The organism is Archangium gephyra, from assembly GCF_042230915.1.
GTDB lineage: Bacteria > Myxococcota > Myxococcia > Myxococcales > Myxococcaceae > Archangium > Archangium gephyra_B.
Genome location: NZ_CP102578.1, coordinates 9,834,153 through 9,855,480, shown reverse-complemented (window position 1 = coordinate 9,855,480; position 21,328 = coordinate 9,834,153). Strand labels below are relative to the sequence as shown.

Below are 21,328 nucleotides of genomic sequence, written 5' to 3'. Positions count from 1 at the left end.
GGCCTCATGACGGGAACATATTTAAGACATCAGCGCGGATTGTCAATCCTGAGCAGGAATTGATGCGGGGCGAGCCGGTCCCCGATTTGCAGGTGCTCATCGGCCGCATCGTGCCTTCCTCCCTGGAGCTTCACCCATGCATCGACGTGCCGCCGTACTCCCCCTTCTCTTCGTGCTCCTCCTGGTGCTCGGCGCCTCCCCCGCCGCCGGGCAGCCGGCCCCCCTCTCGGGCTTCGACGACTACGCCAACACCGCCGTCCGCGACTGGAACGTGCCGGGCCTGGCCGTCTCGGTCGTGAAGGACGGCAAGGTGGTCTTCTCCAAGGGGTATGGCCTGCGCAAGGTGGGCGGGACCGAGCCCGTCGACGAGCACACCCTGCTGTCCATCGGGTCCATCTCGAAGTCCTTCACGGCCGTGGCCCTGGGCATGCTGGTGGATGAGGGGAAGCTCTCCTGGGACGACCCCGTCAGCCAGTACCTCCCGTACTTCCAGCTGCATGACCCCTACGTCACCCGCGAGCTCACCATTCGCGACCTGCTCGTCCACCGCAGCGGGCTGCCCGAGGTCAGCGGCGGCATCCTCTGGTACGGCTCCGATTACAGCCGCGAGGAGGTGCTCAAGCGGCTGCGCTACCTCAAGCCGGTCTCCAGCTTCCGCAGCACCTTCGCCTATCAGAGCGTGACGTACATGGCGGCGGGGGAGATCATCCGCGCTGTCACCGGGAAGAGCTGGGACGACTTCATCCGCGAGCGCATCTTCACCCCGCTCGGGATGAACGAGAGCAACTCGCTCTTTCGCGACCTGAAGAAGGCGAAGAACCTCGCCCTGCCGCATGTCCGCATCGACGGCAAGCCGGTGGCCATCGCCTACCGGGACTCCGACGCGCTCGGCCCTGCCGGCTCCATCGTGTCCAGCGCTCATGACATGGCCAGGTACATGCGGATGCTGCTGGCGGAGGGGAGCCCCGACGGGAAGAAGCTCTACAGCGAGAAGGTGGCCCGGGAGCTCTTCACCGCGCAGATGCTCGTGCCCATCCGGCCCTCGTCACACCCCCAGCTCAAGGCGCTCAACACCCGGTTCAGCGCCTACGGGCTCGGGTGGTTCCTGCGCGAGTACCGCGGGCGCGTGCTGGTCTCCCACTCGGGCGGCATGGATGGGATGGCCGCCATCGTGATGCTCGTGCCGGAGGAGAAGCTCGGCATCACCGTCCTCTCGCACAATGATGGGGGCATCTCCATTGCGATGGCGTACCGGCTGCTCGATGTCTGGCTGGGGGCGCCTCCGTCCGACTGGGCGGGGATTGTGCTGAAGTTCCGTGAGGAAGGTGATCAGAAGGCCAAGGACGCTGAGGCCGCGCTGGTGGCCGCTCGTGTCCAGGGAACGAAGCCCGCGCTCGAGCTGGGCCGCTATGCCGGGAGCTACCGGGACCGGATGTACGGGGACCTCTCCATCACCCAGGAGAACGGCCGGCTGGTGCTGCGGTTCAGCCACAGCCCCTCCTTCACGGCCGACCTGGAGCACTGGCAATACGACACCTTCCGCCTCCACTGGAGAGACCCCATGAACTGGCCGAAGGGCTTCCTGACGTTCTCCATGGATGCGAAGGGCAAGCTCAAGGGCTTCGCGTTCGACCAGCCCAGTCTGCTCGACGTGCACTTCAACGAGCTGTCGGTCGAGCGCGTTCCGGACGCGCCTTGACGGAGACGTCCCGGCTCCCGCCCGTCTCCGTCAGGGGGCGGGCGAGCCGGTGCTCTCGCGGGGCCTCTCCTCAGAAGTGCTCGGAGCGGAGGGCCTTGTCGCCGGACACGGGGGCCCGGCGCATGGGCTGCGCCTTGCCGTACGTCAGCGAGCGCGTCAGCCACTCGGCGGGACCGAAGCGGAAGCGCGCCAGCCACAGGTGGCTGAAGACGATCTGCACGGCGAAGAGCACCAGGGGCAGCGCGATCTGCGCCGTCGAGCCCAGCTTGCCCATGAGCCCCAGCCCGTAGCCGTAGAAGAGGAGCACGCCCAGCACCGACGTCAGGAGGTAGTTCGTCAGCCCCATACGGCCCACGGGCGCGAGCACGGCCAGCCGCCGCCGCCACGTGTCCCGCTGGAAGAGCAGGGTGATGCCCGCCACGTAGACCGAGGCCATCCCCAGCTCCCCGAGATGGCGCATCGGCCCCATGACGTACGGCAGCCACGGGAGCGACCCGGGGGTGATGAGCTTCCGGGAGAAGAGCTGCCCCACGAGGATGCCCACGCCGCTGGCGAAGAGGCCCAGCCCCAGGCCCCACCCGAGCAGCCGGCGGAAGAAGCGCAGGTGCTGGGGGGCGTCGTGGAAGAGGCGGCGGCGCCCCGCCCAGAGGCCCAGCAGGAAGCGGCCGACGATGACGGGCAGGAAGGTGCTGAGATTCCAGAACAGGTCCCCGCAGTAGTACGCCCCACCCACGCGCACCGTGTCGAGCCAGGAGCCGTGCGAGAACGCCTCCAGCACCTGCGCCCTGAGGGCCATGGAGTGCTCCTGGGCTGCCTTCGCGGCCTCCTCGGCGCCCGGCGAGCCGAGCAACTGCGGCAGCCGCAGCCCCAGGTTCCAGAGCACGGGGCCGAGGAAGATGAGCGCGGCGGCCCAGAGGAGCAGGGTTGCATCCTCGCGCTTGTGGAACAGCAGGAGCGTGAAGCCCAGCAGGGCGTACGTGCTGACGATGTCGCCCTGGAAGAGGAGGAAGAGGTGCGCGAAGCCGACGCCCAGCATCACCAGCAACCGCCGCGCGTAGACGGGGACGACGGAGGTGCCGCGGCCCTCGGCTCGCCCGAGCTGCACCGCGAAGCCCAGGCCGAAGAGGAACGAGAAGATGGTGATGAACCGGCCGCCGATCAGCGGGCCAAAGGACTGGTTGATGGCGGTGTCCAGCCAGGACGCGTTCTCGAGCGACGCCTGCATCTGGGCACGCGAGAGGAACATGCGCCCGCTGAACCACAGGTAGACATTGGCCAGGAAGACGCCGCACAGCGCGAAACCCCGCAGCGTGTCGAGCAGGACGAGGCGCTCGCCCTCATCGACGGGACGGGCGTTCGCGGCGGGGGTGGCGGAGCGGGTGGGGGCCATGAGGAGGAGCCAAGGCAAGGCCCGGGCCAGCCTCGCGGGGGCACCTGGCCCTACGCGCCATGCGGGAAGCGTGAGGCGGCCCGCGCACGGGGGGGATGCGGCATTCCCACTTCTGGGATTGGCTTTGCCGGGAACGGACAGGCACGCCGGTGGGCGCTACCGTGTCTCCATGGACATTGATGGTCTGGGGCGCCGCCGCGCCACGCTTCTGTTCCTCGTGCTGCTGGTGCTCCCGGGATGTGGTGCCGTCAAGACGTCCCTCTCCAAGAAGGGCCTTCTCCCGCTCCGATACGAGGACATCCGTTCCCTCGAGGCCTCCGTCCGTCCGTTGTATCCCCCCTTGTGCCTCGGCCAGAGCGAGTACGTGTCGGTGCAGGTCGTCCTCGCGAATGGCAGACGCCTGGTGGTCAGCGAGGCGTCCCAGGATTTGAATTGGGACAAGGTCGAGCTGCGGGCCACCGGGCCCGTCCGGTTGCTCGCGAAGCCCGGGTGGATCAAGGTCGAAGCGGATGCGCGGTGGCTCCTCGAGGAGCCGCCCCGGGTGCGCGTGGCGCTGAAGGAGCGGCCGGACATTCCGCCCGTGGAGATTCCCCTGACGGTGGGTTTCCGATGCAGCCAGGAGGCGGACTTCAGGGGCGAGCCCGGCGCGCCGGGGGCCCGGGGTTCCGACGGGGTGGCGGGCGCACCGGGAGAGCACGCGCCGTTCGTTCCTGGCTACACCCGCCCTGAAGGCCAGGGCCGTTCCGGAGGACCCGGAGGGAGTGGCGGCGTGGGGGGCAGGGGCCAGCGAGGCAAGCGGGTGGAGGTGGTGGTGAAGCAGGTGACTCCGGCTCCCGACGGGCGATTCTTGTTCAAGGCGCTCGTGCGTGACCTGGATTCATCGCGAGCGGAGCGCTTCCTGCTGGAGCTGGGGGGCGGCTCGCTGGCGGTGCGGGTCGTGGGCGGTGCGGGGGGCCGCGGAGGACAGGGAGGCCGGGGAGGGGCGGGCCTTCCGGGCGGCCAGGGGCTGCCTCCTGGGGCGGGGGGCACGGGCGGTAACGGGGGACCTGGGGGAGACGGTGGGGAGGGTGGACAGATCGTGGTGCGCCTGTCGCCCGAGACGGTGCGGTTCGTCGAGCACTACACCCTGCTGTATTTCGACACCCAAGGGGGGGCCGGTGGCCAGGGCGGAGCGGGCGGGCAGGGGGGCACGGGCGGCGGGGCGCTCGAGGCAGGACCGCGGTCGAACGAACGTGGCGCGGAGGGCCGGCCTGGACAGAAGGGACCCCCGGGGCGACAGGGGGCCCAGGGAGTGCCTCCGGAGATTCGCGTCGAGGAGGTGCCGGAGCCCTGGTAGCTCGGGCGCCGGGCAGCCAGGGGCGTGCCAGCACGCCGGATATTTTTCGCCGGGGGTGTTGCCCGGATTCGCGGCTCACGGGTCCAAGTTTCGGAAGCGTCACGAGGAGCCCCCCGCGATGATGACCCAATTGCAATTACAATCCGGCGGCGGCGGGCCCCGGCCGGACGCGTTCGGCTCTGGTAGAGTGCGCTCCCCCCCATCCCCCCATGACGCATTGAGCCGAGCCGACTCGCAGCAGATCTCCCTGCTCTTCAGCCAGCATGGACCCCGGGTGTACCGCCGGGCTTTGCGGTTGCTGGGCAATCCCGCCGACGCGGAGGAGGCGACGCAGGAGATCTTCATCCGCGTCTTCCGCGCCGCCGGGAGCTTCCGGCAGCAGAGCCAGATGACGACCTGGCTCTATCAGATCACCACCAACTACTGCCTGAACCTCATCCGTGACCGCTCGCGCCGCACCGCGCTGCACGAGGAGCACGTGGCGCCCATGGCGGACGACGCCTCCCGGACGGAGCCGGTGCGCCCCGATGATCTCGTGTTGATCCGCCGGCTGCTCGCGGACGCCGACGAGCGCCAGGCCGCCGCCGCCGTGTACGTCTTCCTCGACGGCATGTCGCACGAGGAGGCCGCCTCGGTGCTCGGCGTGTCCAAGCGCACGGTGGGCAACCTCCTGGAGCGGTTCCAGGAGTGGGCGAACGCGCGGACGGCGGGGGCAGACGAGGCCCCCACTCCGCCACCTCCCCCGCCTCCGGAACGCAAGACGTCTGGTTTCCTGGGATTCGGAAGGAAGCGCTCATGAGCCCCCCTGATTTCGTCAACCTGCGCGCGGGGCGGCCCGAGTGCCCGTCCGATTTCACGTTGGATCGCCTCCACTCGGGTGAGCTGTCCCCCGCGGAGGCTGGGGAGACCGAGCGCCATGTGGCGGGGTGCGCCGACTGCGGTGCGCGGCTGGCCGAGCGCAAGGCGGGCTTCGACGCCATCGACGGGGTGGACCCGCGCGCGATGCTGGGGCGCATCCGGACCGGTCTGGACGCACCCGCCGAGGCCTCGCTCTCCGGGCGGCTGAGTGGCTGGATGCGCCGCCTGCTCGGCCCGATGGCGATGGTGGCCACCGCGGCCGTCGTCCTGATGATGGTGGTCCCCGGCCAGCAGCAGGGGACGCGGATGAAGGGCGCGCTCGCGCTGCACGTGTTCCGGCTCACGGGCGACCATGCCGAGGAAGTGGTGAGCGGTGACACCTTCGCGCCGGGCGACCGGCTCCGCTTCCGGGTGGACGTGCCGGCGGAGGGGCACGTGGTGGTCCTCGGGGTCGAGTCGTCCGGGGCGCTCTACACCGCGTGGCCGCTGGAGTCCGGAGTCCAGACGCGGCTCGAAGAGGGCAATGACATCGAGCTCCCCGGCGCGGTGTCGCTCGACGCGCAGCCGGGCCGCGAGCTGCTCCACCTGGTGCACTGCCCGCTCGAGGTGGGCCCACCGGAGTGCACCTCGGCGGGCGCGGGTGAGAAGCCCGTGTGTCCCGAGGGGTGTGTGATGACGTCGTTCATCCTGGAGAAGGGCGGATGAGCCGGAGCACCGTCTTCCTCCTGGGCCTCGTGCTCGTGGCGCTCGCGCCCCTCACGGCCCGGGCGCTTCCCGAGCACACCTGGGTGGTGGCCATCGGTCACAACCAGGGGGCTCCCAATGAAGTGGGCCTGCTCTTCGCGGAGCAGGATGCCCGGACGTTCTCGGACGTGCTGCGCCAGCACGGGGGCGTCTCGTCCCGGCGGACGATGCTGCTGCTCGGCGATGACGCGGCCTCGGTGCGGCGGGCGCTCCAGGACGTGAACGCCGCCATCCGCGCCCAGGCGGGGGCGGGGCACCCCACCGGGCTCGTGGTCTTCTACTCGGGCCATGCCGACGCGACCGCGCTCCACCTGGGCGGCACGGAACTGCCACTCGAGGAGCTGAAGACGCTGGTGGCGGGCTCGCCCGCGGGCGTGCGCCTGCTCGTGCTCGATGCCTGCCGCTCCGGAGCGGTGACGCGCGTGAAGGGCGTCAACGCCGCCGAGAGCTTCGACATCACCTTGCGCGACACCATCGCCACCGAGGGCCTGGCCATCCTCACCTCGAGCGCCGCGGGCGAGTCGAGCCAGGAGTCCGACGAGCTTCGCGGCTCCTTCTTCACCCACCACCTGATGAACGCGCTGCGCGGCGCGGCCGACCATGACGACGACGGCAAGGTCACGCTGACCGAGGCGTATGGCTACGCGTACACCCAGACGCTGCGCTCGAGCGGCCAGACGGTGGCGCTGCAGCACCCCACCTACTCCTGGGAGGTGAAGGGGCGCGGCGAGCTGGTGCTGTCGGCTCCGGCCGATTCGCAGGGGCGCATGGGGCGGCTGCGGCTCGGCTCCTCCTCGATCTACCTCATCCTGGAGGGGCGGCGGGGAGGGCCCGTGGTGGCGGAGGTGTCGCCGCAGGGCAACCGCCGGGAGCTGTCCCTGCCCGCGGGCAACTACTTCGTGCAGCAGCGCAACGCCGATGAGTACCGCGAGTACCAGGTGGCCCTGGACGCGGGCTCCGTGGCCGATGTGGCCGCGCTGCCCTTCGAGACCGTCCGCTACGACCGGCTCGTGCGCCGCCGGGGTGGCGAGAAGCGCTACACGCACCATGTCACCCTGCTCGGAGGCGCCCAGGGCGAGATGCTCGCGGGAGATGGCACCGCGCCGCAGCTCCGGCTCGGGTACGGCCTCGACTTCGATTGGGGCTCCGTCGGCGTGCGGCTGCGCGGCATGCGGAGCCAGGGCGCCGGGCTGGACGGGCTGCTGCCTCGCACCCACGATGAGCTGGGGCTCGGGTTGACGCTCCAGCGTTTCGTCGACCTCCAGCACGTGAGCCTGGCGTTCGGGCTCTTCGCCGAGGGCGTGTACCACCGGCAGAGCTTCGACTCGGCGCGGGTGTCTCCGGACCGGCAGTCCCTGGGCGCGGCCTTCGGGGGAATCCTGTCGGTGGAGCGGCACCTGGTCGGGGGGCTCGCGCTGCGCCTCGAGGGGGGGCCGGTGACCGGCCTCTTCCAGCGGGCCGTGGTCAGGAACGGGGTGGAAGAACCGGGCAGTGAGCTGGCGACTCCACTCACCTGGTGGAGCGCGGGAGGACTCGTATGGCGCCTGTGAGCACTGGGGGCAGGGCCGTTTCACCTCTTCTGCGCGGGCTCGTCTGCGTGCTCGTGGGCGCGGCACTCGCATGCGGGGAGACGCTCGTCGACGAGACGTATTCGGGGACGCCGCTGTTCACGCTGCGGGGCAAGGTGGTGGCCCCCTCGGACTATGTCGATGAGGAGGACGCCGAGGTGTTCCTCTCGCTGTTGTGGAGCCCGGGCGGCCCGCAGAAAGCGGACAGGCTGGTGGCGCAGCCGGGGACCACGCACCGCACGGCGTTCTTCCGCTCCTTCGAGCTGCCCCTGTTCGACGAGCCCGGGCGCGAGCTGCTCTACACCACGCCCTCTGGCGCGCGGTATGGCATCGCGCGGCTCGGGGGCTACCGGGACGCGAATGGCAACGGGCGGAAGGATGACTCGGAGGCGTTCGAGGGCTACTCGCAGATCGCCTTGATTCGCGCGCCGGAGACGCTGTCGGCGATGGATTCACCCACCGGGGCTCCCTTGAGCGCGGGGTGGCACATCGTCTCGACGCCGCTCACGTGTCCGTCCGCCAGCGGCTCACAGCCTCCCACTGGACCCGCGGATCCCGTGGCGGATGGGGAGTGCGGGGTGCCTCTCGGAGCCGGGTGCAAGCGGGACTCGGACTGCGGGGGAGGCGTGTGTGTCCTCAACTTCCTCGGAGAGTGGCCCGGCGGGGCCTGCCTCATTCCGGAGCCTCCGCCCAACGGCTGCCGCCAGCGGGGCTCGGTCCTGCAGCGGTCCCCGGCGCCGGACACGAGGGCCTATTGGATCAAGGCCTGTGAGGTGTCGGAGGACTGTGGACGCCTCCATCCCTATCAATGCGACCAGCAGATCCGGGGTTGCAGGGCCTCGGCCGATGTCGTCGTGGACATCAACGCGCAGCAGCAGCCGCGCTCCTTCTGCCAGGAGCAGGGTGCGCCGCCTCCGCCCCAGTGAAGGTCCCCATCCATCGCCTTGCCCGTCTGGAGAGGAGTGCCGGCGTCATGTTCTCGCGTCCCCTGCTGTGCGTCCTGCTGCTGCTCGTCGCTCTTCCCGAGGCTCGCGCCGGGGAGCCAGAGGGGGCGGAGCGAGGAACCCTCCGGCTCGTGACGACTTACTGGGCCGACGTGTACGTGGACGGCAAGCGGATGGGACGTGCGCCCATGAGGCCTTTGTCCCTGCCCCCGGGCCCGCATGTCGTCCGGCTGCTCGGCAACCCCACGTTCAAACCCTACCAGCGCGAGGTCCTCATCCGCGCGGGGGAGACCACCGAGTTGCACGTCGACCCGGACAGCCCCCAGGACTCCGTGCCCGTGGTGCCGAGCGGGCAGCCCACGCCGCCGCGGGCCTCTTCGACGGGAACGTCCCAGGAGAGGACCTCCCAGAAGGGCGGGACGGGAACCCTCAGGCTCGTGACGAGGCATTGGGCCTCCGTGTACGTGGATGGCAAGCGGAAGGGTCGTGCACCCATGCCGCCCATCTCCCTGCCCGCGGGCAAGCATGTCGTCGAGTTGCGTGACAACCCGTCGGTCAAGGACTACCGGACAGAGGTGGTCATCACGGCGGGACAGACGCTGGAGGTCGCCGTCAAGTCCGTGCCCGTGGATTGAGCCGCTTGGGCCAAAGCAGAAGGCCCCCGGGAGGCATGCCTCCCAGGGGCCCGTTCCGCTCACACTCGCTTCAGCGACTCAGGGCTCAGTACGTGCCCTTGAGCGAGGTGCTGGAGTAGGAGCTGTAGCCGCGCAGCATGACGTAGATGCGCTGGTTGGTGCTCTGCGCGGCGATGTTGCACGTCTCGTTGTTGCCGGAGAGGTACGGACGGCAGTTGTACGAGGCGGTGGTCGGCTGCGAGCCGATCTTCACGTACATGTCCGCGTCACCCGTGCCACCGCTCATCACGAAGGACGAGGCGCGGCCGGCCGTCACGTCCAGGTAGTAGTGCTTCTCCGAGCCCGAGGCGCCCGAGATGCCCGTGGTGGCCACACCGTTGGTCAGCGCGGTGGCCGGAACCACCACGCCCACGCCCACGGCCTGCCAAGCCTGGTCCACCGAGGTCTTCTCCGCGGCGCCCGTGCCGTAGAGCTGCTCGGCGGCCGTCTGCGTGTACGTCTTCGCCTGGGCGAAGGTGGTGGAGGCCGTGAAGAGGTCACGGTTGGCGCGGTAGAAGATGGCGCCGGCCTTCTGGATGCCGATGCCCGTCACGTTGACGGTGGTCACGCCGCGCGGGTGCGTGCCGCCCGTGGTCAGCAGCTTGAACGCCAGGTTGGCGATGCCCGAGTTCCAGTGCACGCCGCCGTTGTCGGACGTCCCCGTGTAGCGCGTGGGGTAGTAGTCCTTGGACGAGCCGTCCTGCGTGGGGTTGGCCATGTAGCGGAGCGCGTCACCCGGGGTGGCCGGCGTCCACACGTCGTCGCCCACCATCCACACCGCCGCGTCCACCACCCAGCCGCGCTTCCACGACTCGCAGTAGGCGCCGAAGATGTCGCTCAGGCCCTCGTTGAGGGCGCCGGACTCGTTGGAGTAGGTGAGGTTGGACTCGGAGGAGGTGACGGCGTGCGTCAGCTCGTGCACCGTCACGTCCAGCGACTTGCCCAGCGGCGCGGAGTCCACGCCGTTGCTGTCGCCGTACACCATCTGGGTGCCGTTCCAGTAGGCGTTGGTGTAGTTGGTGCTGTAGTGCACCGTGCTCTTCAGCTGCGCGCCCGCGGCGTTGTACGAGTCACGGCCGAAGTTCACGCTGTAGCAGTCGTACGTGGTGCCCAGGTGGTCGTAGTTCATGTCCACGTGGGTGTCGCCAGTGACGGCGCCGCCCTCGGAGCGCTTGAGGGTACCCGGCAGGCTGGAGCCGTTGTTGGCCGAGTACACCGCGCGGTTCTTCGCCGCGTGGATGTCCGTGGTTACCATCTCCACCGCGCCGGTCAGCGCGTTGACGAAGACGTGGTCACGGATGGGCAGGTCCAGGCCCTCGCCCGTCACCACCACCTCGTAGGCCAGCTTCAGGCGGTTGTCCTTCTCGGAGCGGACGTAGATGAGGCGGGCATCGCCCTCGGTGGCGATGTGGCGGCCCACGGTGCTGTCCAGAGCGGCGGCCTTGGCGGCCTCGCCGGAGATGCGCGCCACGGCCGGGACGATCTCGCCGTCACGCGCCGAGCCGTTGGCCATGAAGATCTTGCCGCTGGTGTCCTTGTGGATGATGAGCTCGCCACCGAACACCGGCAGGCCGTTCTTGGTCTGGCCATAGCGGATGTGGGTGTTGCCCTGCTCGTCCACCGTGGTGCGCTTCATCACCAGGTCGGTGGCGTTGAGGCGGAAGGCGGCGGCGATGCCCTGCAGGCCGTTCACGTTGTCCAGCGAGCCCTTGAGCAGGAAGGGAACGCCGTCCTCGTTGGCGCCGGCGACCTCGGCGGAGGGCAGCGCGGCGAGCGCGGCCTGCACGTCACCGAGCGAGTCGGCGGCCACGTCGGACTTCGGGGCGCCCTCGGGCAGCTGCGAGTTGTCGACCTCGCAAGCGGCAAGGGGAAGCGCGAGCAGCGCGGCAGCAAGGAAGCGAGTGCGGATCACGGGGGTTTCTCCTGACCGACGGCGGGGTGCCCTCGGACGGCTCTCCCCAAAGCAGGGAACGCGCCAACCCCGTAAATGCTTGGAACTCCGAAGGTTGCGACTCCTTGGTTAAACTTTGTGGAGCAAGAATGTCACGTCCAGGTGTAGTCCAGCTTTACAGGCCCCAAGAAGAAGCTCCAGATTTCAACGGGTTGTACCGGCGGCACAGAGGCTGTCCTGGTTTCGGACAGCCCTGTCCTGCATGACGACAGCTCCTTTGCCCCGCGTTTTGGAGCCGGAAAATACCGAGTCAGGCTTCACGGGCCCCGGCGTCTCTTCCAGGTGAGATGCAGGCCGCGCTCCGGGAGCAGCCCGAACTCCAAATCCGGGCGTGCGGGGTTCAACTCCCTGGCGGCCTGCCACTTCTTCCTCGTGTCACTCCGCGAGCACCGTGGCGCCCAGCTCCTTGCGCAGCGGGAGGATGGACGCTCCGGCGTGCTTCTCCAGCGCGGTGGCCAGCTCCTGGGCGTGCGTGGTGACGAACACCTGGCCCTGCCGGCTCGCGGTGGCGATGAGGCGTCCCAGCGGCTCCAGCAGCGAGGGGTGCAGGCTCGTCTCCGGCTCGTTGAGCGCGAGGAAGGGCGGGGGACGCGGAGACAGCAGGGCGGCGAGCAGGCACAGGTAGCGCAGCGTCCCGTCGGACAGCTCCGCGGCCTCCAGCGGGCGCACCAGCCCGGGCATGCGCAGGCGGAAGGAGAAGCGTCCGTCCTCGCTGTCGAGCTCCAGCCGGGAGCCGGGGAAGGCGCTCTCCACGGCCGCGTGCAGCGCGCGGTCATCGCCAATGTCATCGATGGTCATCAGCGCCGCCGCCAGATCCCTCCCATCGTGCGCGAGCGCGGGGGTGCGCACGCCCACCTGCGCGTGGCGGAGGGGCGCGTCCGGATCGGTCCGGAAGTGGTGGTAGAAGCGCCAGCGCACCAGCTCCGCGCGCAGCGCGCTCAGCAGCGGGAAGCGGTGGGGCTCGGAGATCTGCGACAGCACGGACTCGTTGCCCCACAGCTGGACGGCGAAGGTGGCACGGTGGCCCTCCCCGTCCCGCGCGAAGACGCTCAGCAGCTTGCGCTCGGCCACCACGTGCCGGCGCTTGCCCTCGTGCACCCAGACCGTCTCCTCCTTCACGTCCGGGTCCAGCGAGAAGGGGCCTTGAGGGGGCGGCACCACCCCGCACGACAGCTCGTAGGCGAGGTCCTCCAGCCGCACGCCCACGGTGAGCCGCACCGGGGCCGACTTGGGCGCGCTCTTCGGTTTCGGGCCCGCCCACAGCACGGAGGGCATCCCGCCTTCCTCGGCCAGCGTGTGCGCCAGCGACCCCTCGGCGCCGGCGAGCAGCAGCTGCAACGCGCGGTAGACGTTCGTCTTGCCGCTGCCGTTGGGGCCCACCACCACCGTCACGGGCCCGAGCGGGAAGCGCAGCGCTTGCACCGAGCGGTAGTTTTCAATCCATAGCTCTCGGACGGGCATGGGCTACCGGCCTTTGCGCCAGGCCTCGAGCTCCACCTTCTTGCGCACGCCCACCTCGTCGAGCCTGTCCTGCCAGGTCTGGCGGTAGGGCCGCAGCGTCTCGACGAGCGTGCGCGCCACCACGAGGTTGCGGTACCACTTCGAGTCCGCGGGGACGATCGTCCACGGGGCCTTCTTCGCCGAGGTGCGCGAGAGGGCCTCCTCATAGGCCTGGGTGTAGTCGTCCCAGTGCTCCCGGTCCTCCCAGTCCCCGGCGTTGATCTTCCAGGCCTTGCGCGGCTCCTGCTCGCGGGCCACCAGGCGCTGCTCCTGCTCCTCGCGGCTGATGTGGAGGAAGAACTTGAGGATGATCGTCCCGTGCTCGGCGAGCATCTCCTCGAAGTCGCGGATGTGTCCGTAGCGCTCCTTCCAGAGGGACTCGGGGACGAGCCCATGCACGCGCACGACGAGCACGTCCTCGTAGTGCGAGCGGTTGAAGATGGCCAGCTCGCCCTTGCGCGGGGTGTGGCGGTGGATGCGCCAGAGGAAGTCGTGCTCCCGCTCCTCCTCGGAGGGGACGCCGAAGGAGGTGACGCTGACGCCTCGCGGATTGAGGAAGCCCGCGACGTGCTTGATGGTCCCGTCCTTCCCGGCGGTGTCGCGGCCCTGGAGGACGATGAGGACCGAGTTCATCCGGGCACCCCACAGGAGATCCTGCAGGTCGAAGAGCTCCTCGCCCAGTGCCTCCAGCTCCTGCTTCGCCGCCTCCCGGTCCGTCTTCTTCGGGGGGGCCGCGGAGATGCCGTCGAGTCTGATCTTCTCGCCCTGCTTGTCGATGGTGATGATGTCCATGCCCACCTCCCTTGGCTCCCTCGGGCAGGTTTTCACGGGGCAGGGGGTCTGACAACCCGGACTGTCCACCAGTGGAATGGTAGGATCCACGCCATGCAGCTCATCATGAACCCGGGCGCTCCGGATGAGCAGGTGTTCTTGCTTCCCGAGGGCCCCGTCACGATCGGGCGCGCCGCGGAGTGCTCCGTGGGTGTCATCCACAAGAGCCTGTCGCGGCTGCATGCGCGGCTCGAGCTGGAGGCTGGGCGCATCTTCCTGGTGGACCTGGGCAGCAAGAACGGGACGTTCATCGGCGCGGTGCAGATCCAGCGCCGCGAGCTGCGCGAGGGCGACACCTTCCGGTGCGGCCAGGTGACGTTCCAGCTCGCGAGCACCTCCCTCTCCGTCTCCGAGGAGCCGCTGCCGACGCAGGTGCACTCGCTGCAGACCCGGTTCTCTCCCACCACCATGGGCGAGCTGCTGCGGCCGCATGCCGAGCCCGGGGCGAACACCGCCCTGAAGATGAAGCCCGTGAGCGGGGAGGGGCGGGCCAACAACAAGCTGCAGATCCTCCTCAAGGTGAGCCAGCTGCTCTCCTCGCCTGGCTCCATCGACGAGCTGTTGGATCGCGTCCTGCAACTCGTCTTCCAGATATTGGAGGTGGACCGGGCGGCCATCCTGCTGGTGGAGCCCCTCAGCGGGCAGCTGCGTCCCCGGGTGGCCCGTGCGTCGGGCGAGCTGCCGCCGGGCCCCTTCTACAGCCAGCACATCGTCGAGTACGTCCGCGGCCACGGGGTGGCGGCGCTCTTCTCCGATGCCCGGAGGGATCCCCGGCTGGGCTCCGCCGACTCGGTGCTGCAGCAGTCCATCTGCGCCTCCATGTGCGTGCCGCTCATGCCCCGGGACTCGGTGCTGGGGGTGCTCTACGTGGACAACCTCTCGCGGGCCCACGGCTTCACCCAGGAGGACCTGGAGTTCCTCACCGCCTTCGGCAACCAGGCGGCCATCGCGCTGGACAACTCGCTCCTGCGCCAGCAGCTGGAGGAGGAGGCCGTGCTGCGCACCAACTACCTGCGCTTCTTCCCCCCGGCCACCCTCAAGAAGCTGCAGCTCGCGCGCAGCGCCCAGCTGGGAGTCATCGAGACGGAGGTGACCATCCTCTTCTCGGACATCAGCCAGTTCACCGAGCTGTCCTCCAAGCTCCAGCCCCGGCAGGTGGTGGATCTGCTCAACGAGTACTTCCCGGTGATGGCGGACATCGTCTTCCGGTACGAGGGGACGCTGGAGAAGTACATCGGCGACGCGCTGATGGCGGTGTGGGGCGCGCCCTTCGCGCACCCGGACGACGTGGACCGGGCCGTGTGCGCCGCGGTGGAGATGCAGCAGGCCCTGGCCCGGTTGAACGCGCGCTGGCGCGCCAAGGGCTGGACGGAGATCCGCATCCACGTGGGAATCAACACGGGCCGCGCGGCGGCCGGGAACATCGGCTCCGAGCAATACCTGCAGTACGCCACCATCGGAGACGCCGCCAACCTCGCCAGCCGGGTGTGCGCCGCCGCCCGGCCCGGGGAGATCCTCCTCACCGAGGCCACCCTCGCGCGCTGGCGGGAGCGCTCCTGGCCCGTCACGCCGCTGCCGCCGCTCCGCGGTCCTGTCACGCCGCCGCTGGCGGTCCACCGGGTGAACTGGCAGCTGCCCCCCGGAGTCGAGCCAGAGCCGCACACCGGCTGAGGCCCCCCGCGTCCGGGTGCTCCCCTTGACACCTTAGGGAAGCCCGGGTGACACTTCCCTCAACATCTAAGGGGAACGTACGCGCCGTTCCCCTGAGCATCTAAGGGGAAGGGCCACATGGCGGACAGCTCGCTGGAGTTGGTGCAGGGCACGCTGGACGTGCTGATTCTCAAGAGCCTGTCGTGGGGCCCGTTGCACGGGTACGCGGTGGCGGAGCTGGTGCGGGAGCGGAGCGGGGAGGAGCTGAAGGTGGAGGAGGGGGCGCTCTACCCGGCGCTGCACCGGCTGGAGAAGCGGGGCCTGTTGGAGGCGGAGTGGGGCCTGTCGGAGAACAACCGGCGGGCGAAGTTCTACCGGCTCACCGCGGCGGGCCGGGCGCACCTGAGGGCCGAGACGCAGGCGTGGCAGCGCTACGTGGCGGCCGTGTCCCGCGTGCTGGAGGCGGCCTGAGCCCCGTCATGCGTTCCCCCGGTTTCAAGCGGCTGTTGAAGCTCGCCGTGCGGCCTCGCGCGGTGGAGCAGGACGTGGACGAGGAGCTGCGGTTCCACCTGGAGATGCGCGCCGCCAGGTACGAGCGGGAGGGCCTGTCCCCCGCCGAGGCGCGCGCGGCCGCCGAGCGCGAGTTCGGAGACGTGGGCCGCGTGCGCGAGGAGTGCGTGCGCATCGGGCATGAGAGGGAGCGGAAGATGAAGCGGTTCCTGCTGTGGGACGCGCTGGTGCAGGACGTGCGGTACGCGCTGAGGATGTTGCGGCAGGCGCCCGGCTTCGCGCTGGTGGCCGTGCTCACCCTGGCGCTGGGCATCGGCGCCACCACCGCCATCTTCAGCGTGGTGCGCGGCGTGCTGCTGCGGCCGCTGCCCTTCGCCGAGCCGGAGCGGCTGGTGCGCCTGTGGCAGGCCAGCCCCTCCCAGAACCAGCCCCGGGGCGACGTGTCCCCGCTGGACTTCGCGGACTGGAAGGCGCGCCAGCGCTCCTTCGAGGACATGGGCACCTGGTGGTACGTGGAGGGGATGACGGGGAGCAACCTGAGCGGGGATGGCGAGCCCCAGCGGTTGTCGTCCGCCTTCGTGAGCGACGGTTTCTTCTCCACCCTCGGCGTGGCTCCGATGCTGGGGCGCGTGCTGCTCCCCGGGGAGCACCAGCCGGGCAACAACGCGGTGGTGGTGCTCGGCCATGGCCTGTGGCAGCGCCGCTTCGGCGGAGACCGCACCATCCTCGGCCGCACCCTGACGATCGATGAGGTGCCCACCACGGTGGTGGGCGTGATGCCCCCGGGCTTCACCTTCCCCTCGGAGCGCGTGGACATGTGGCTCTCCGATTCCCGCATCAGCGAGAGCGGCATTCCGCGCCTGCGCCAGGTGCGCTGGCAGGCCGTGGTGGCGCGCCTGAAGCCCGGGGTGTCCCTGGAGACGGCGCGCACGGAGATGAACGGCGTGGCCCGGCAGCTCGCGGAGGAGTACCCGGCCACCAACGTGCAGACCACCGGCGTCACCATGCTGCCGCTGCACGAGGCCGTCACGGGCGACGTGCGGGCGGGGCTGCTGGTGCTGCTCGGCGCGGTGGGCTTCCTGCTGCTCATCGCGTGCGTCAACGTGGCCAACCTGATGCTGACGCGGGCCACCGCGCGCGAGCGGGAGCTGGCGGTGCGCGCCGCGCTGGGCGCCGGGCCCGGGCGGCTGGTGTGGCAGCTCCTCACCGAGAGCCTCGTGCTCGCGATGCTGGGTGGCGCCTTCGGCCTGCTGCTGGCGGTGTGGGGCACCGAGCTGCTGGTGGCCTTCTCCGTGAAGCAGCTTCCACGTCTCCAGGATGTGCGGGTGGACGGGGCGGTGCTGGGCTTCGCCATGGGCGCCACGCTCTTCACGGGCGTGCTGTTCGGGTTGCTGCCCGCGGTGCGCGCGAGCTCGCCCCAGCTCGCGCCGGTGCTCAAGGCCGCGGGCCGGGGCATGACGGGCGGGGGCGGAGCGCGGCTGCGCGGCGCGCTGGTGGTGGCCGAGGTGGCGCTCGCCGTGATGTTGATGGCCGGGGCGGGGCTGGCCGTCCGCAGCCTGATGTCGCTGCTCTCGGTGGAGCCGGGCTTCCGTCCGGAAGGCGCGGTGGTGGTGAGCTTCTCCTCCCAGCCGGGGGGACGCCCGTTGCGCCAGTACCTGGCCGAGGTGCTCGAGCGCGTGCGCGAGGTGCCCGGTGTGCAGGTGGCCGGCACGGCGAAGAACCTCCCGCTGGAGGGCTCGGGCGAGTCGGCGCCGATGGTCCTGTCGAGCCAGCCCGCGGAGAGTGCCGCGGATGCCCCTCGCGTGAGGTACCTCCACGTGAGCAACGACTACATCCGCGCCATGGGGATTCCCCTGCTGCGCGGCCGCGCCTTCACCCCCCAGGACACGGGGGAGGGGCCCCCGGCCCTCATGGTCAACGACGCCTTCGTCCGCCGCTTCCTCCCGGGCGAGGACGCGGTGGGCAAGGCCATCCGGTGGGGGGACAATGACGTGGCGCCCATCGTCGGCGTGGTGGGCGACGTGCGCCAGGAGAGTCTCTCCGAGCCCGCTCCGCCCCTCGTCTACATCCACGTGCTGCAGAACAACCGCAGCAACGTGAACATGGTGGTGCGCGGCCAAGGCGCCCCCCTGCAGCTCGCCGCCGCCGTGCGCCAGGCCATCTGGTCGGTGAACCCGGAGCAGACCATCACCCGCATCACCACGCTCGAGGAGGTGGTGGGCGGCTCCGTGGCCCGTCCCCGGCTCATCGCGTCGCTGCTCGGCCTCTTCGCCGTGCTGGCGCTGGTGCTCGGCGCGGTGGGCATCTACGGCGTGCTCGCGTACACGGTGGGCCAGCGGCAGCGGGAGATCGGCGTGCGGCTGGCGCTCGGGGCCCGGCCGGCGGAGGTGCTGAGCATGGTGTTGCGCAGCGGGATGCGGCTCGCGGGCCTGGGGGTGGCGGTGGGCGTGGCCGGTGCGCTCGCCCTGTCCCAGGTGATGGGCAGCATCCTCTACGGCGTGGCACCGCATGATCCGCTCACCTTCGGCACGGCGGCGGTGCTGCTGCTGGGCGTGGCGCTGGCGGCGTGCCTCGTGCCCGCGCGGCGCGCCATGCGCGTGGACCCGGCCGTCTCCCTGCGCGCGGAGTAGGCCCCTGCGTCCCCGGGCGTAGTGGAAACCCGCTAGCGGTGGCGAGGTGCTTTCGTGACCTCGCTGCCTTCAGGCACCATGTGCCCGTCACTGAGGAGGGACTGGCCGGGCCGGGGCCACCTTTCTCGGGCAGCCGTGGACCCGGGGGCCTTCGCGGAGGGCTCACCGGGTCCAGGCTGCTCCGCCGGGTGGCAGGGGGGGATGACATGGCGGACTGGAGGTTGGACGTGCTCGGGGGCGCGCGGCTCCTGGGGCTGGCGGAGCCCTTGGAGTTGCAGCGGCGGGTCGCGGCGGTGCTGGCCTGGCTGGCGCTGGAGGGCCCCACGCCCAAGTACAGACTGGCGGGCATGCTGTGGCCGGGCTCCGGCGAGGACACGGCGCGCAACAACATGCGCCAGCTCCTGCGCCGGCTGCGGGTGGCCACCGGGGCGGACCTGGTGCTCGGCGGGGACGTGGTCTCCCTCTCCGAGCGGGTGTCCACCGATGCGGTGGAGCTGGCGGCCCACGTCTTCGCCGGCCGCCACGCGGACGCCCTGGCCCTGTCGGGCTCCCTGCTCGGCACCCTGGACTTCGACGACTGTCCGGACTTCGAGGCGTGGCTGCTCCCGGCCCGCGAGCAGCTCGAGGCCCTGCGGTGCCGCGCCGCCAGCGCCGAGGCGGACGCTCGCGAGCTGCGCGGGGACTTCGCGGGGGCGCTGCACTTCGCCGAGCGGCTGCTGAGCCTCGCGCCCCTCTCGGAGGGCGCCTACCGGCGGCTGATGCGGCTGCACGCCCTGATGGGAGACCGGATGGAGGCGCTGGCCCTCTATGAGCGTTGCCGGAAGATGCTCTTCGAGGAGTACGACGCGGCGCCGCACCCGGACACGCTCGCGTTGACCCGGGACGTGGAACGCGGGCAGGTGAGGCCGCGCGCTCCCAACGGCACGCCGGGCCCGCTCCTGCCGCCCTCCGTCCTCCGGCCGCCCGTGCGGGTGGGCCGAGAGCGGGAGTGGGCGCGGATGGAGGAGGCGTGGCGGGCCGGGCACCTCATCGCGCTCGTGGCCGAGCCGGGCGTGGGCAAGACGCGCCTCGCGCTGGACTTCGCGGCCTCCAAGGGGCGCTTCGCGGTGTTCACGGCCCGGCCCGGCGACGCGGACGTGCCCTACTCGCTGTTCACGCGGCACATCCGGGAGTGCTTCCACCAGCGGCCCGAGGTGCGCCAGGGCCTGGAGCCGTGGCTCCGCCGGGAGCTGGCGCGCGTGATGCCCGAGCTCACCGCGCCTGGCGAGGAGCCCGCTCCCCTGCGTGACGAGGGGGACCGGGTGCGCTGTCTGGATGCCTTCAGCGAGGTGCTCCGCCGCTGCACGGAGAACCTGGCGCTCTTCGTCACCGATGACCTCCAGTTCGCCGACGCCGCCAGCCTGCAGGTGGGCGCCCATGCCTGTGCCCGCTTCCAGTCGTCCTTCCCCCGGATGATCGACTGCTGCCGCCGGGGGGAGCTCGCTCCGGACGCGCTCGCCCTGCTGAAGGGGATGGAGGAGGAGAACCTGCTGACGTTCCTGCACCTGGAGCCGCTCTCGCCAGCGGCGGTGGGCGAGCTGCTGGAGAGCCTCGCCCTGCCGGGGGCCGCGGCGCTGGCGCGGGAGCTGGCGCGCTACACCGGGGGCAATCCCCTCTTCATCACCGAGACGCTCAAGCACCTGTTGGAGTCGGGGAGTCTGGAGCGCGGCTGGCCGGAGCGCCTGCCTCCGCCCGGACGTGTGCGCCCGCTCCTCCAGCAGCGCCTGGAGCGGCTGTCTCCCCTGGCGCAGCAGCTGGCCCAGGTGGCGGCGCTGGCCCGGCAGCACTTCGACCTGGAGCTGGCCGCGGTGGTGCTGGACGTGAGCCCGCTCTCATTCGCCGCGCCGCTGCGCGAGCTGGAGGCGGCGCAGCTCTTCCACGGCGAGCGCTTCACCCATGACCTGGTGCTCGAGGCGGTGCGGGGCTCCATTCCCGCCACGCTGGGCACGCTGCTGCACCGGCGGCTGGCGCGGCAACTGGAGCAGCGGGGGGGCGCTCCGGCCATCATCGCGCAGCACTGGGTGGACGGAGGGGAGCCCTCGCGTGCCGTGCCCTTCCTGCTGGCCGCGGCCCAGACGGCCGAGGCCCAGCTGCTCCGGACGGAGGCGGCCTCACACCATGCGCGCGCCGCCTCGCTCATGGATGCCGCGCGGCTCTCGTGAGGCCCTTGCATCCCCGGGAGCGTGGAGGGAGCCTCCCTCCATGTCCCGCCTTCATCTGTTCGAGCTCGAAGATCAGCCCTGGCTCCCCTCCGTCCTGCGCCGGGGCGTCACCGACTACCTCGCCTTCGTCGCCAATGTGTATGACGCGCCCTACCGCGAGCTGGTGCGCCGTCTGAAGCAGGCCATGGAGGCCATGGGCGAGCGGCGCCTGTTGGACCTGGCCTCGGGCGGCTCGGGTCCGGTGCGGCCCATCGTGCGGTTGCTGGAGGAGCAGGAGCACTACCCCGTCCAGGCGACCCTGACGGACCTGTACCCGGACCTGGCGCACTTCGAGCAGGTGAAGGCGGAGAGCGGCGGGCGCATCGACTACGTCTCCGCGCCGGTGGATGCCACCGCGGTTCCTCCGGAGCTGAAGGGCTTCCGGTTGATGTGCAATGCCTTCCACCACCTGCCGCCCGAGCTGGCGCGCAAGGTGCTGGCCGATGCCGTCGCCAAGCGCCAGGGCATCGCCATCTTCGAGTTGGTGGAGCGCTCGCCGACCACGCTCTTCGTCACGGCGCTCTCGTCCGTGAACACCCTGCTCGCCACGCCCTTCATGCGGCCCCAGCGGTTGGATCGGCTGGCGCTCACCTACCTGCTGCCGCTCATCCCGTTCACGATCGTCTTCGATGGCATCGTCTCGTGCCTGCGCGTGTACTCGGTGGAGGAGATGAAGGCCCTCACCGAGGGGCTCGGCGAGGGCGACTACCAGTGGGACATCGAGCGGGTGCGCGCGGGCAACTCGCCCTTGCACGTCCACCTCCTCATTGGACGGCCGGCACGGGCTGCCGCCGCCTGACGCG

The 21,328-nt window shown here is 70.6% G+C and carries 16 protein-coding genes and 1 tRNA gene; 13 read left to right on the top strand and 4 right to left on the bottom strand.

Annotated features, from left to right (window positions below; genetic code table 11):
* The first annotated feature begins 136 nt into the window (after positions 1-136).
* A complete protein-coding gene (locus NR798_RS38815) occupies positions 137-1,699 on the top strand; it encodes a serine hydrolase (protein ID WP_375767610.1) in 1,563 nt (520 codons plus the stop codon).
* Between the two features lie 70 nt (positions 1,700-1,769).
* On the opposite strand, the gene NR798_RS38810 is transcribed toward NR798_RS38815, so the two are convergent.
* Positions 1,770-3,089: a DUF418 domain-containing protein gene (locus NR798_RS38810; RefSeq protein ID WP_375767609.1), complete on the bottom strand. Its 1,320-nt coding sequence runs from the start codon at positions 3,087-3,089 to the stop codon at positions 1,770-1,772.
* Between the two features lie 169 nt (positions 3,090-3,258).
* Here NR798_RS38810 and NR798_RS38805 point away from each other — a divergent pair, with 169 nt between their 5' ends.
* The 6 genes from NR798_RS38805 to NR798_RS38780 all read left to right on the top strand — a co-directional run bounded on the left by NR798_RS38805 (position 3,259) and on the right by NR798_RS38780 (position 9,174).
* Entirely contained in the window at positions 3,259-4,425 is a 1,167-nt protein-coding gene (locus NR798_RS38805; RefSeq protein WP_375767608.1) for a hypothetical protein, read from the top strand.
* Between the two features lie 217 nt (positions 4,426-4,642).
* Positions 4,643-5,224 (top strand): RNA polymerase sigma factor, encoded by a 582-nt coding sequence (locus NR798_RS38800; RefSeq protein ID WP_375767607.1) that lies wholly within the window; start codon positions 4,643-4,645, stop codon positions 5,222-5,224.
* Positions 5,221-5,988 (top strand): hypothetical protein, encoded by a 768-nt coding sequence (locus NR798_RS38795; RefSeq protein WP_375767606.1) that lies wholly within the window; start codon positions 5,221-5,223, stop codon positions 5,986-5,988. The genes NR798_RS38800 and NR798_RS38795 overlap by 4 nt, the downstream gene beginning before the upstream one ends.
* Complete coding sequence (locus NR798_RS38790) at positions 5,985-7,577, top strand: caspase domain-containing protein (RefSeq protein WP_375767605.1); 1,593 nt, start codon at positions 5,985-5,987, stop codon at positions 7,575-7,577. The genes NR798_RS38795 and NR798_RS38790 overlap by 4 nt, the downstream gene beginning before the upstream one ends.
* Positions 7,565-8,521 carry a hypothetical protein gene (locus NR798_RS38785; RefSeq protein WP_375767604.1) on the top strand — a complete coding sequence of 319 codons (957 nt, stop codon included), beginning with the start codon at positions 7,565-7,567 and terminating at the stop codon, positions 8,519-8,521. The genes NR798_RS38790 and NR798_RS38785 overlap by 13 nt, the downstream gene beginning before the upstream one ends.
* A 47-nt stretch (positions 8,522-8,568) precedes the next feature.
* Positions 8,569-9,174 carry a PEGA domain-containing protein gene (locus tag NR798_RS38780; protein ID WP_375767603.1) on the top strand — a complete coding sequence of 202 codons (606 nt, stop codon included), beginning with the start codon at positions 8,569-8,571 and terminating at the stop codon, positions 9,172-9,174.
* Positions 9,175-9,259: 85 nt separating this feature from the next.
* Here the strand turns inward: NR798_RS38780 and NR798_RS38775 are convergent, their stop codons facing one another.
* On the bottom strand, positions 9,260-11,125 hold the full coding sequence (locus NR798_RS38775; RefSeq protein ID WP_375767602.1) for a M4 family metallopeptidase: 1,866 nt from the start codon (positions 11,123-11,125) through the stop codon (positions 9,260-9,262).
* Positions 11,126-11,455: 330 nt separating this feature from the next.
* Here NR798_RS38775 and NR798_RS38770 point away from each other — a divergent pair.
* Positions 11,456-11,526 (top strand) — tRNA-Trp (locus NR798_RS38770).
* Between the two features lie 13 nt (positions 11,527-11,539).
* Here NR798_RS38770 and NR798_RS38765 read toward each other — a convergent pair.
* Together NR798_RS38765 and NR798_RS38760 are read right to left on the bottom strand one after the other, a co-directional pair.
* Complete coding sequence (locus NR798_RS38765) at positions 11,540-12,625, bottom strand: AAA family ATPase (RefSeq protein ID WP_375767601.1); 1,086 nt, start codon at positions 12,623-12,625, stop codon at positions 11,540-11,542.
* Between the two features lie 3 nt (positions 12,626-12,628).
* Positions 12,629-13,456, bottom strand: coding sequence for a polyphosphate kinase 2 family protein (locus tag NR798_RS38760; RefSeq protein ID WP_375767600.1), 828 nt, complete (start codon positions 13,454-13,456; stop codon positions 12,629-12,631).
* A gap of 93 nt (positions 13,457-13,549) precedes the next feature.
* Between NR798_RS38760 and NR798_RS38755 the strand changes: the two genes are divergently transcribed.
* The 5 genes from NR798_RS38755 to NR798_RS38735 all read left to right on the top strand — a co-directional run bounded on the left by NR798_RS38755 (position 13,550) and on the right by NR798_RS38735 (position 21,324).
* A complete protein-coding gene (locus tag NR798_RS38755; RefSeq protein WP_375767599.1) occupies positions 13,550-15,166 on the top strand; it encodes an adenylate/guanylate cyclase domain-containing protein in 1,617 nt (538 codons plus the stop codon).
* A 117-nt stretch (positions 15,167-15,283) separates the two neighbouring features.
* Positions 15,284-15,616, top strand: a complete 333-nt coding sequence (locus tag NR798_RS38750) for a PadR family transcriptional regulator (RefSeq protein ID WP_375767598.1) — start codon at positions 15,284-15,286, stop codon at positions 15,614-15,616.
* An 8-nt stretch (positions 15,617-15,624) separates the two neighbouring features.
* Positions 15,625-18,285 carry an ADOP family duplicated permease gene (locus NR798_RS38745; RefSeq protein WP_375767597.1) on the top strand — a complete coding sequence of 887 codons (2,661 nt, stop codon included), beginning with the start codon at positions 15,625-15,627 and terminating at the stop codon, positions 18,283-18,285.
* Positions 18,286-18,491: 206 nt separating this feature from the next.
* Positions 18,492-20,486 (top strand): AAA family ATPase, encoded by a 1,995-nt coding sequence (locus tag NR798_RS38740; RefSeq protein WP_375767596.1) that lies wholly within the window; start codon positions 18,492-18,494, stop codon positions 20,484-20,486.
* 40 nt (positions 20,487-20,526) lie between these two features.
* A complete protein-coding gene (locus NR798_RS38735; RefSeq protein ID WP_375767595.1) occupies positions 20,527-21,324 on the top strand; it encodes a hypothetical protein in 798 nt (265 codons plus the stop codon).
* The last annotated feature ends 4 nt before the right edge of the window (positions 21,325-21,328 follow it).

Bases quoted from the DNA above. Each gene is read 5' to 3' on its own strand.
- NR798_RS38815 (WP_375767610.1), top strand. From the start codon at position 137: ATGCATCGACGTGCCGCCGTACTCCCCCTTCTCTTCGTGCTCCTCCTG.
- NR798_RS38810 (WP_375767609.1), bottom strand. From the start codon at position 3,089: ATGGCCCCCACCCGCTCCGCCACCCCCGCCGCGAACGCCCGTCCCGTC.
- NR798_RS38805 (WP_375767608.1), top strand. From the start codon at position 3,259: ATGGACATTGATGGTCTGGGGCGCCGCCGCGCCACGCTTCTGTTCCTC.
- NR798_RS38795 (WP_375767606.1), top strand. From the start codon at position 5,221: ATGAGCCCCCCTGATTTCGTCAACCTGCGCGCGGGGCGGCCCGAGTGC.
- NR798_RS38790 (WP_375767605.1), top strand. From the start codon at position 5,985: ATGAGCCGGAGCACCGTCTTCCTCCTGGGCCTCGTGCTCGTGGCGCTC.
- NR798_RS38785 (WP_375767604.1), top strand. From the start codon at position 7,565: ATGGCGCCTGTGAGCACTGGGGGCAGGGCCGTTTCACCTCTTCTGCGC.
- NR798_RS38780 (WP_375767603.1), top strand. From the start codon at position 8,569: ATGTTCTCGCGTCCCCTGCTGTGCGTCCTGCTGCTGCTCGTCGCTCTT.
- NR798_RS38765 (WP_375767601.1), bottom strand. From the start codon at position 12,625: ATGCCCGTCCGAGAGCTATGGATTGAAAACTACCGCTCGGTGCAAGCG.
- NR798_RS38760 (WP_375767600.1), bottom strand. From the start codon at position 13,456: ATGGACATCATCACCATCGACAAGCAGGGCGAGAAGATCAGACTCGAC.
- NR798_RS38755 (WP_375767599.1), top strand. From the start codon at position 13,550: ATGCAGCTCATCATGAACCCGGGCGCTCCGGATGAGCAGGTGTTCTTG.
- NR798_RS38750 (WP_375767598.1), top strand. From the start codon at position 15,284: ATGGCGGACAGCTCGCTGGAGTTGGTGCAGGGCACGCTGGACGTGCTG.
- NR798_RS38745 (WP_375767597.1), top strand. From the start codon at position 15,625: ATGCGTTCCCCCGGTTTCAAGCGGCTGTTGAAGCTCGCCGTGCGGCCT.
- NR798_RS38740 (WP_375767596.1), top strand. From the start codon at position 18,492: ATGGCGGACTGGAGGTTGGACGTGCTCGGGGGCGCGCGGCTCCTGGGG.
- NR798_RS38735 (WP_375767595.1), top strand. From the start codon at position 20,527: ATGTCCCGCCTTCATCTGTTCGAGCTCGAAGATCAGCCCTGGCTCCCC.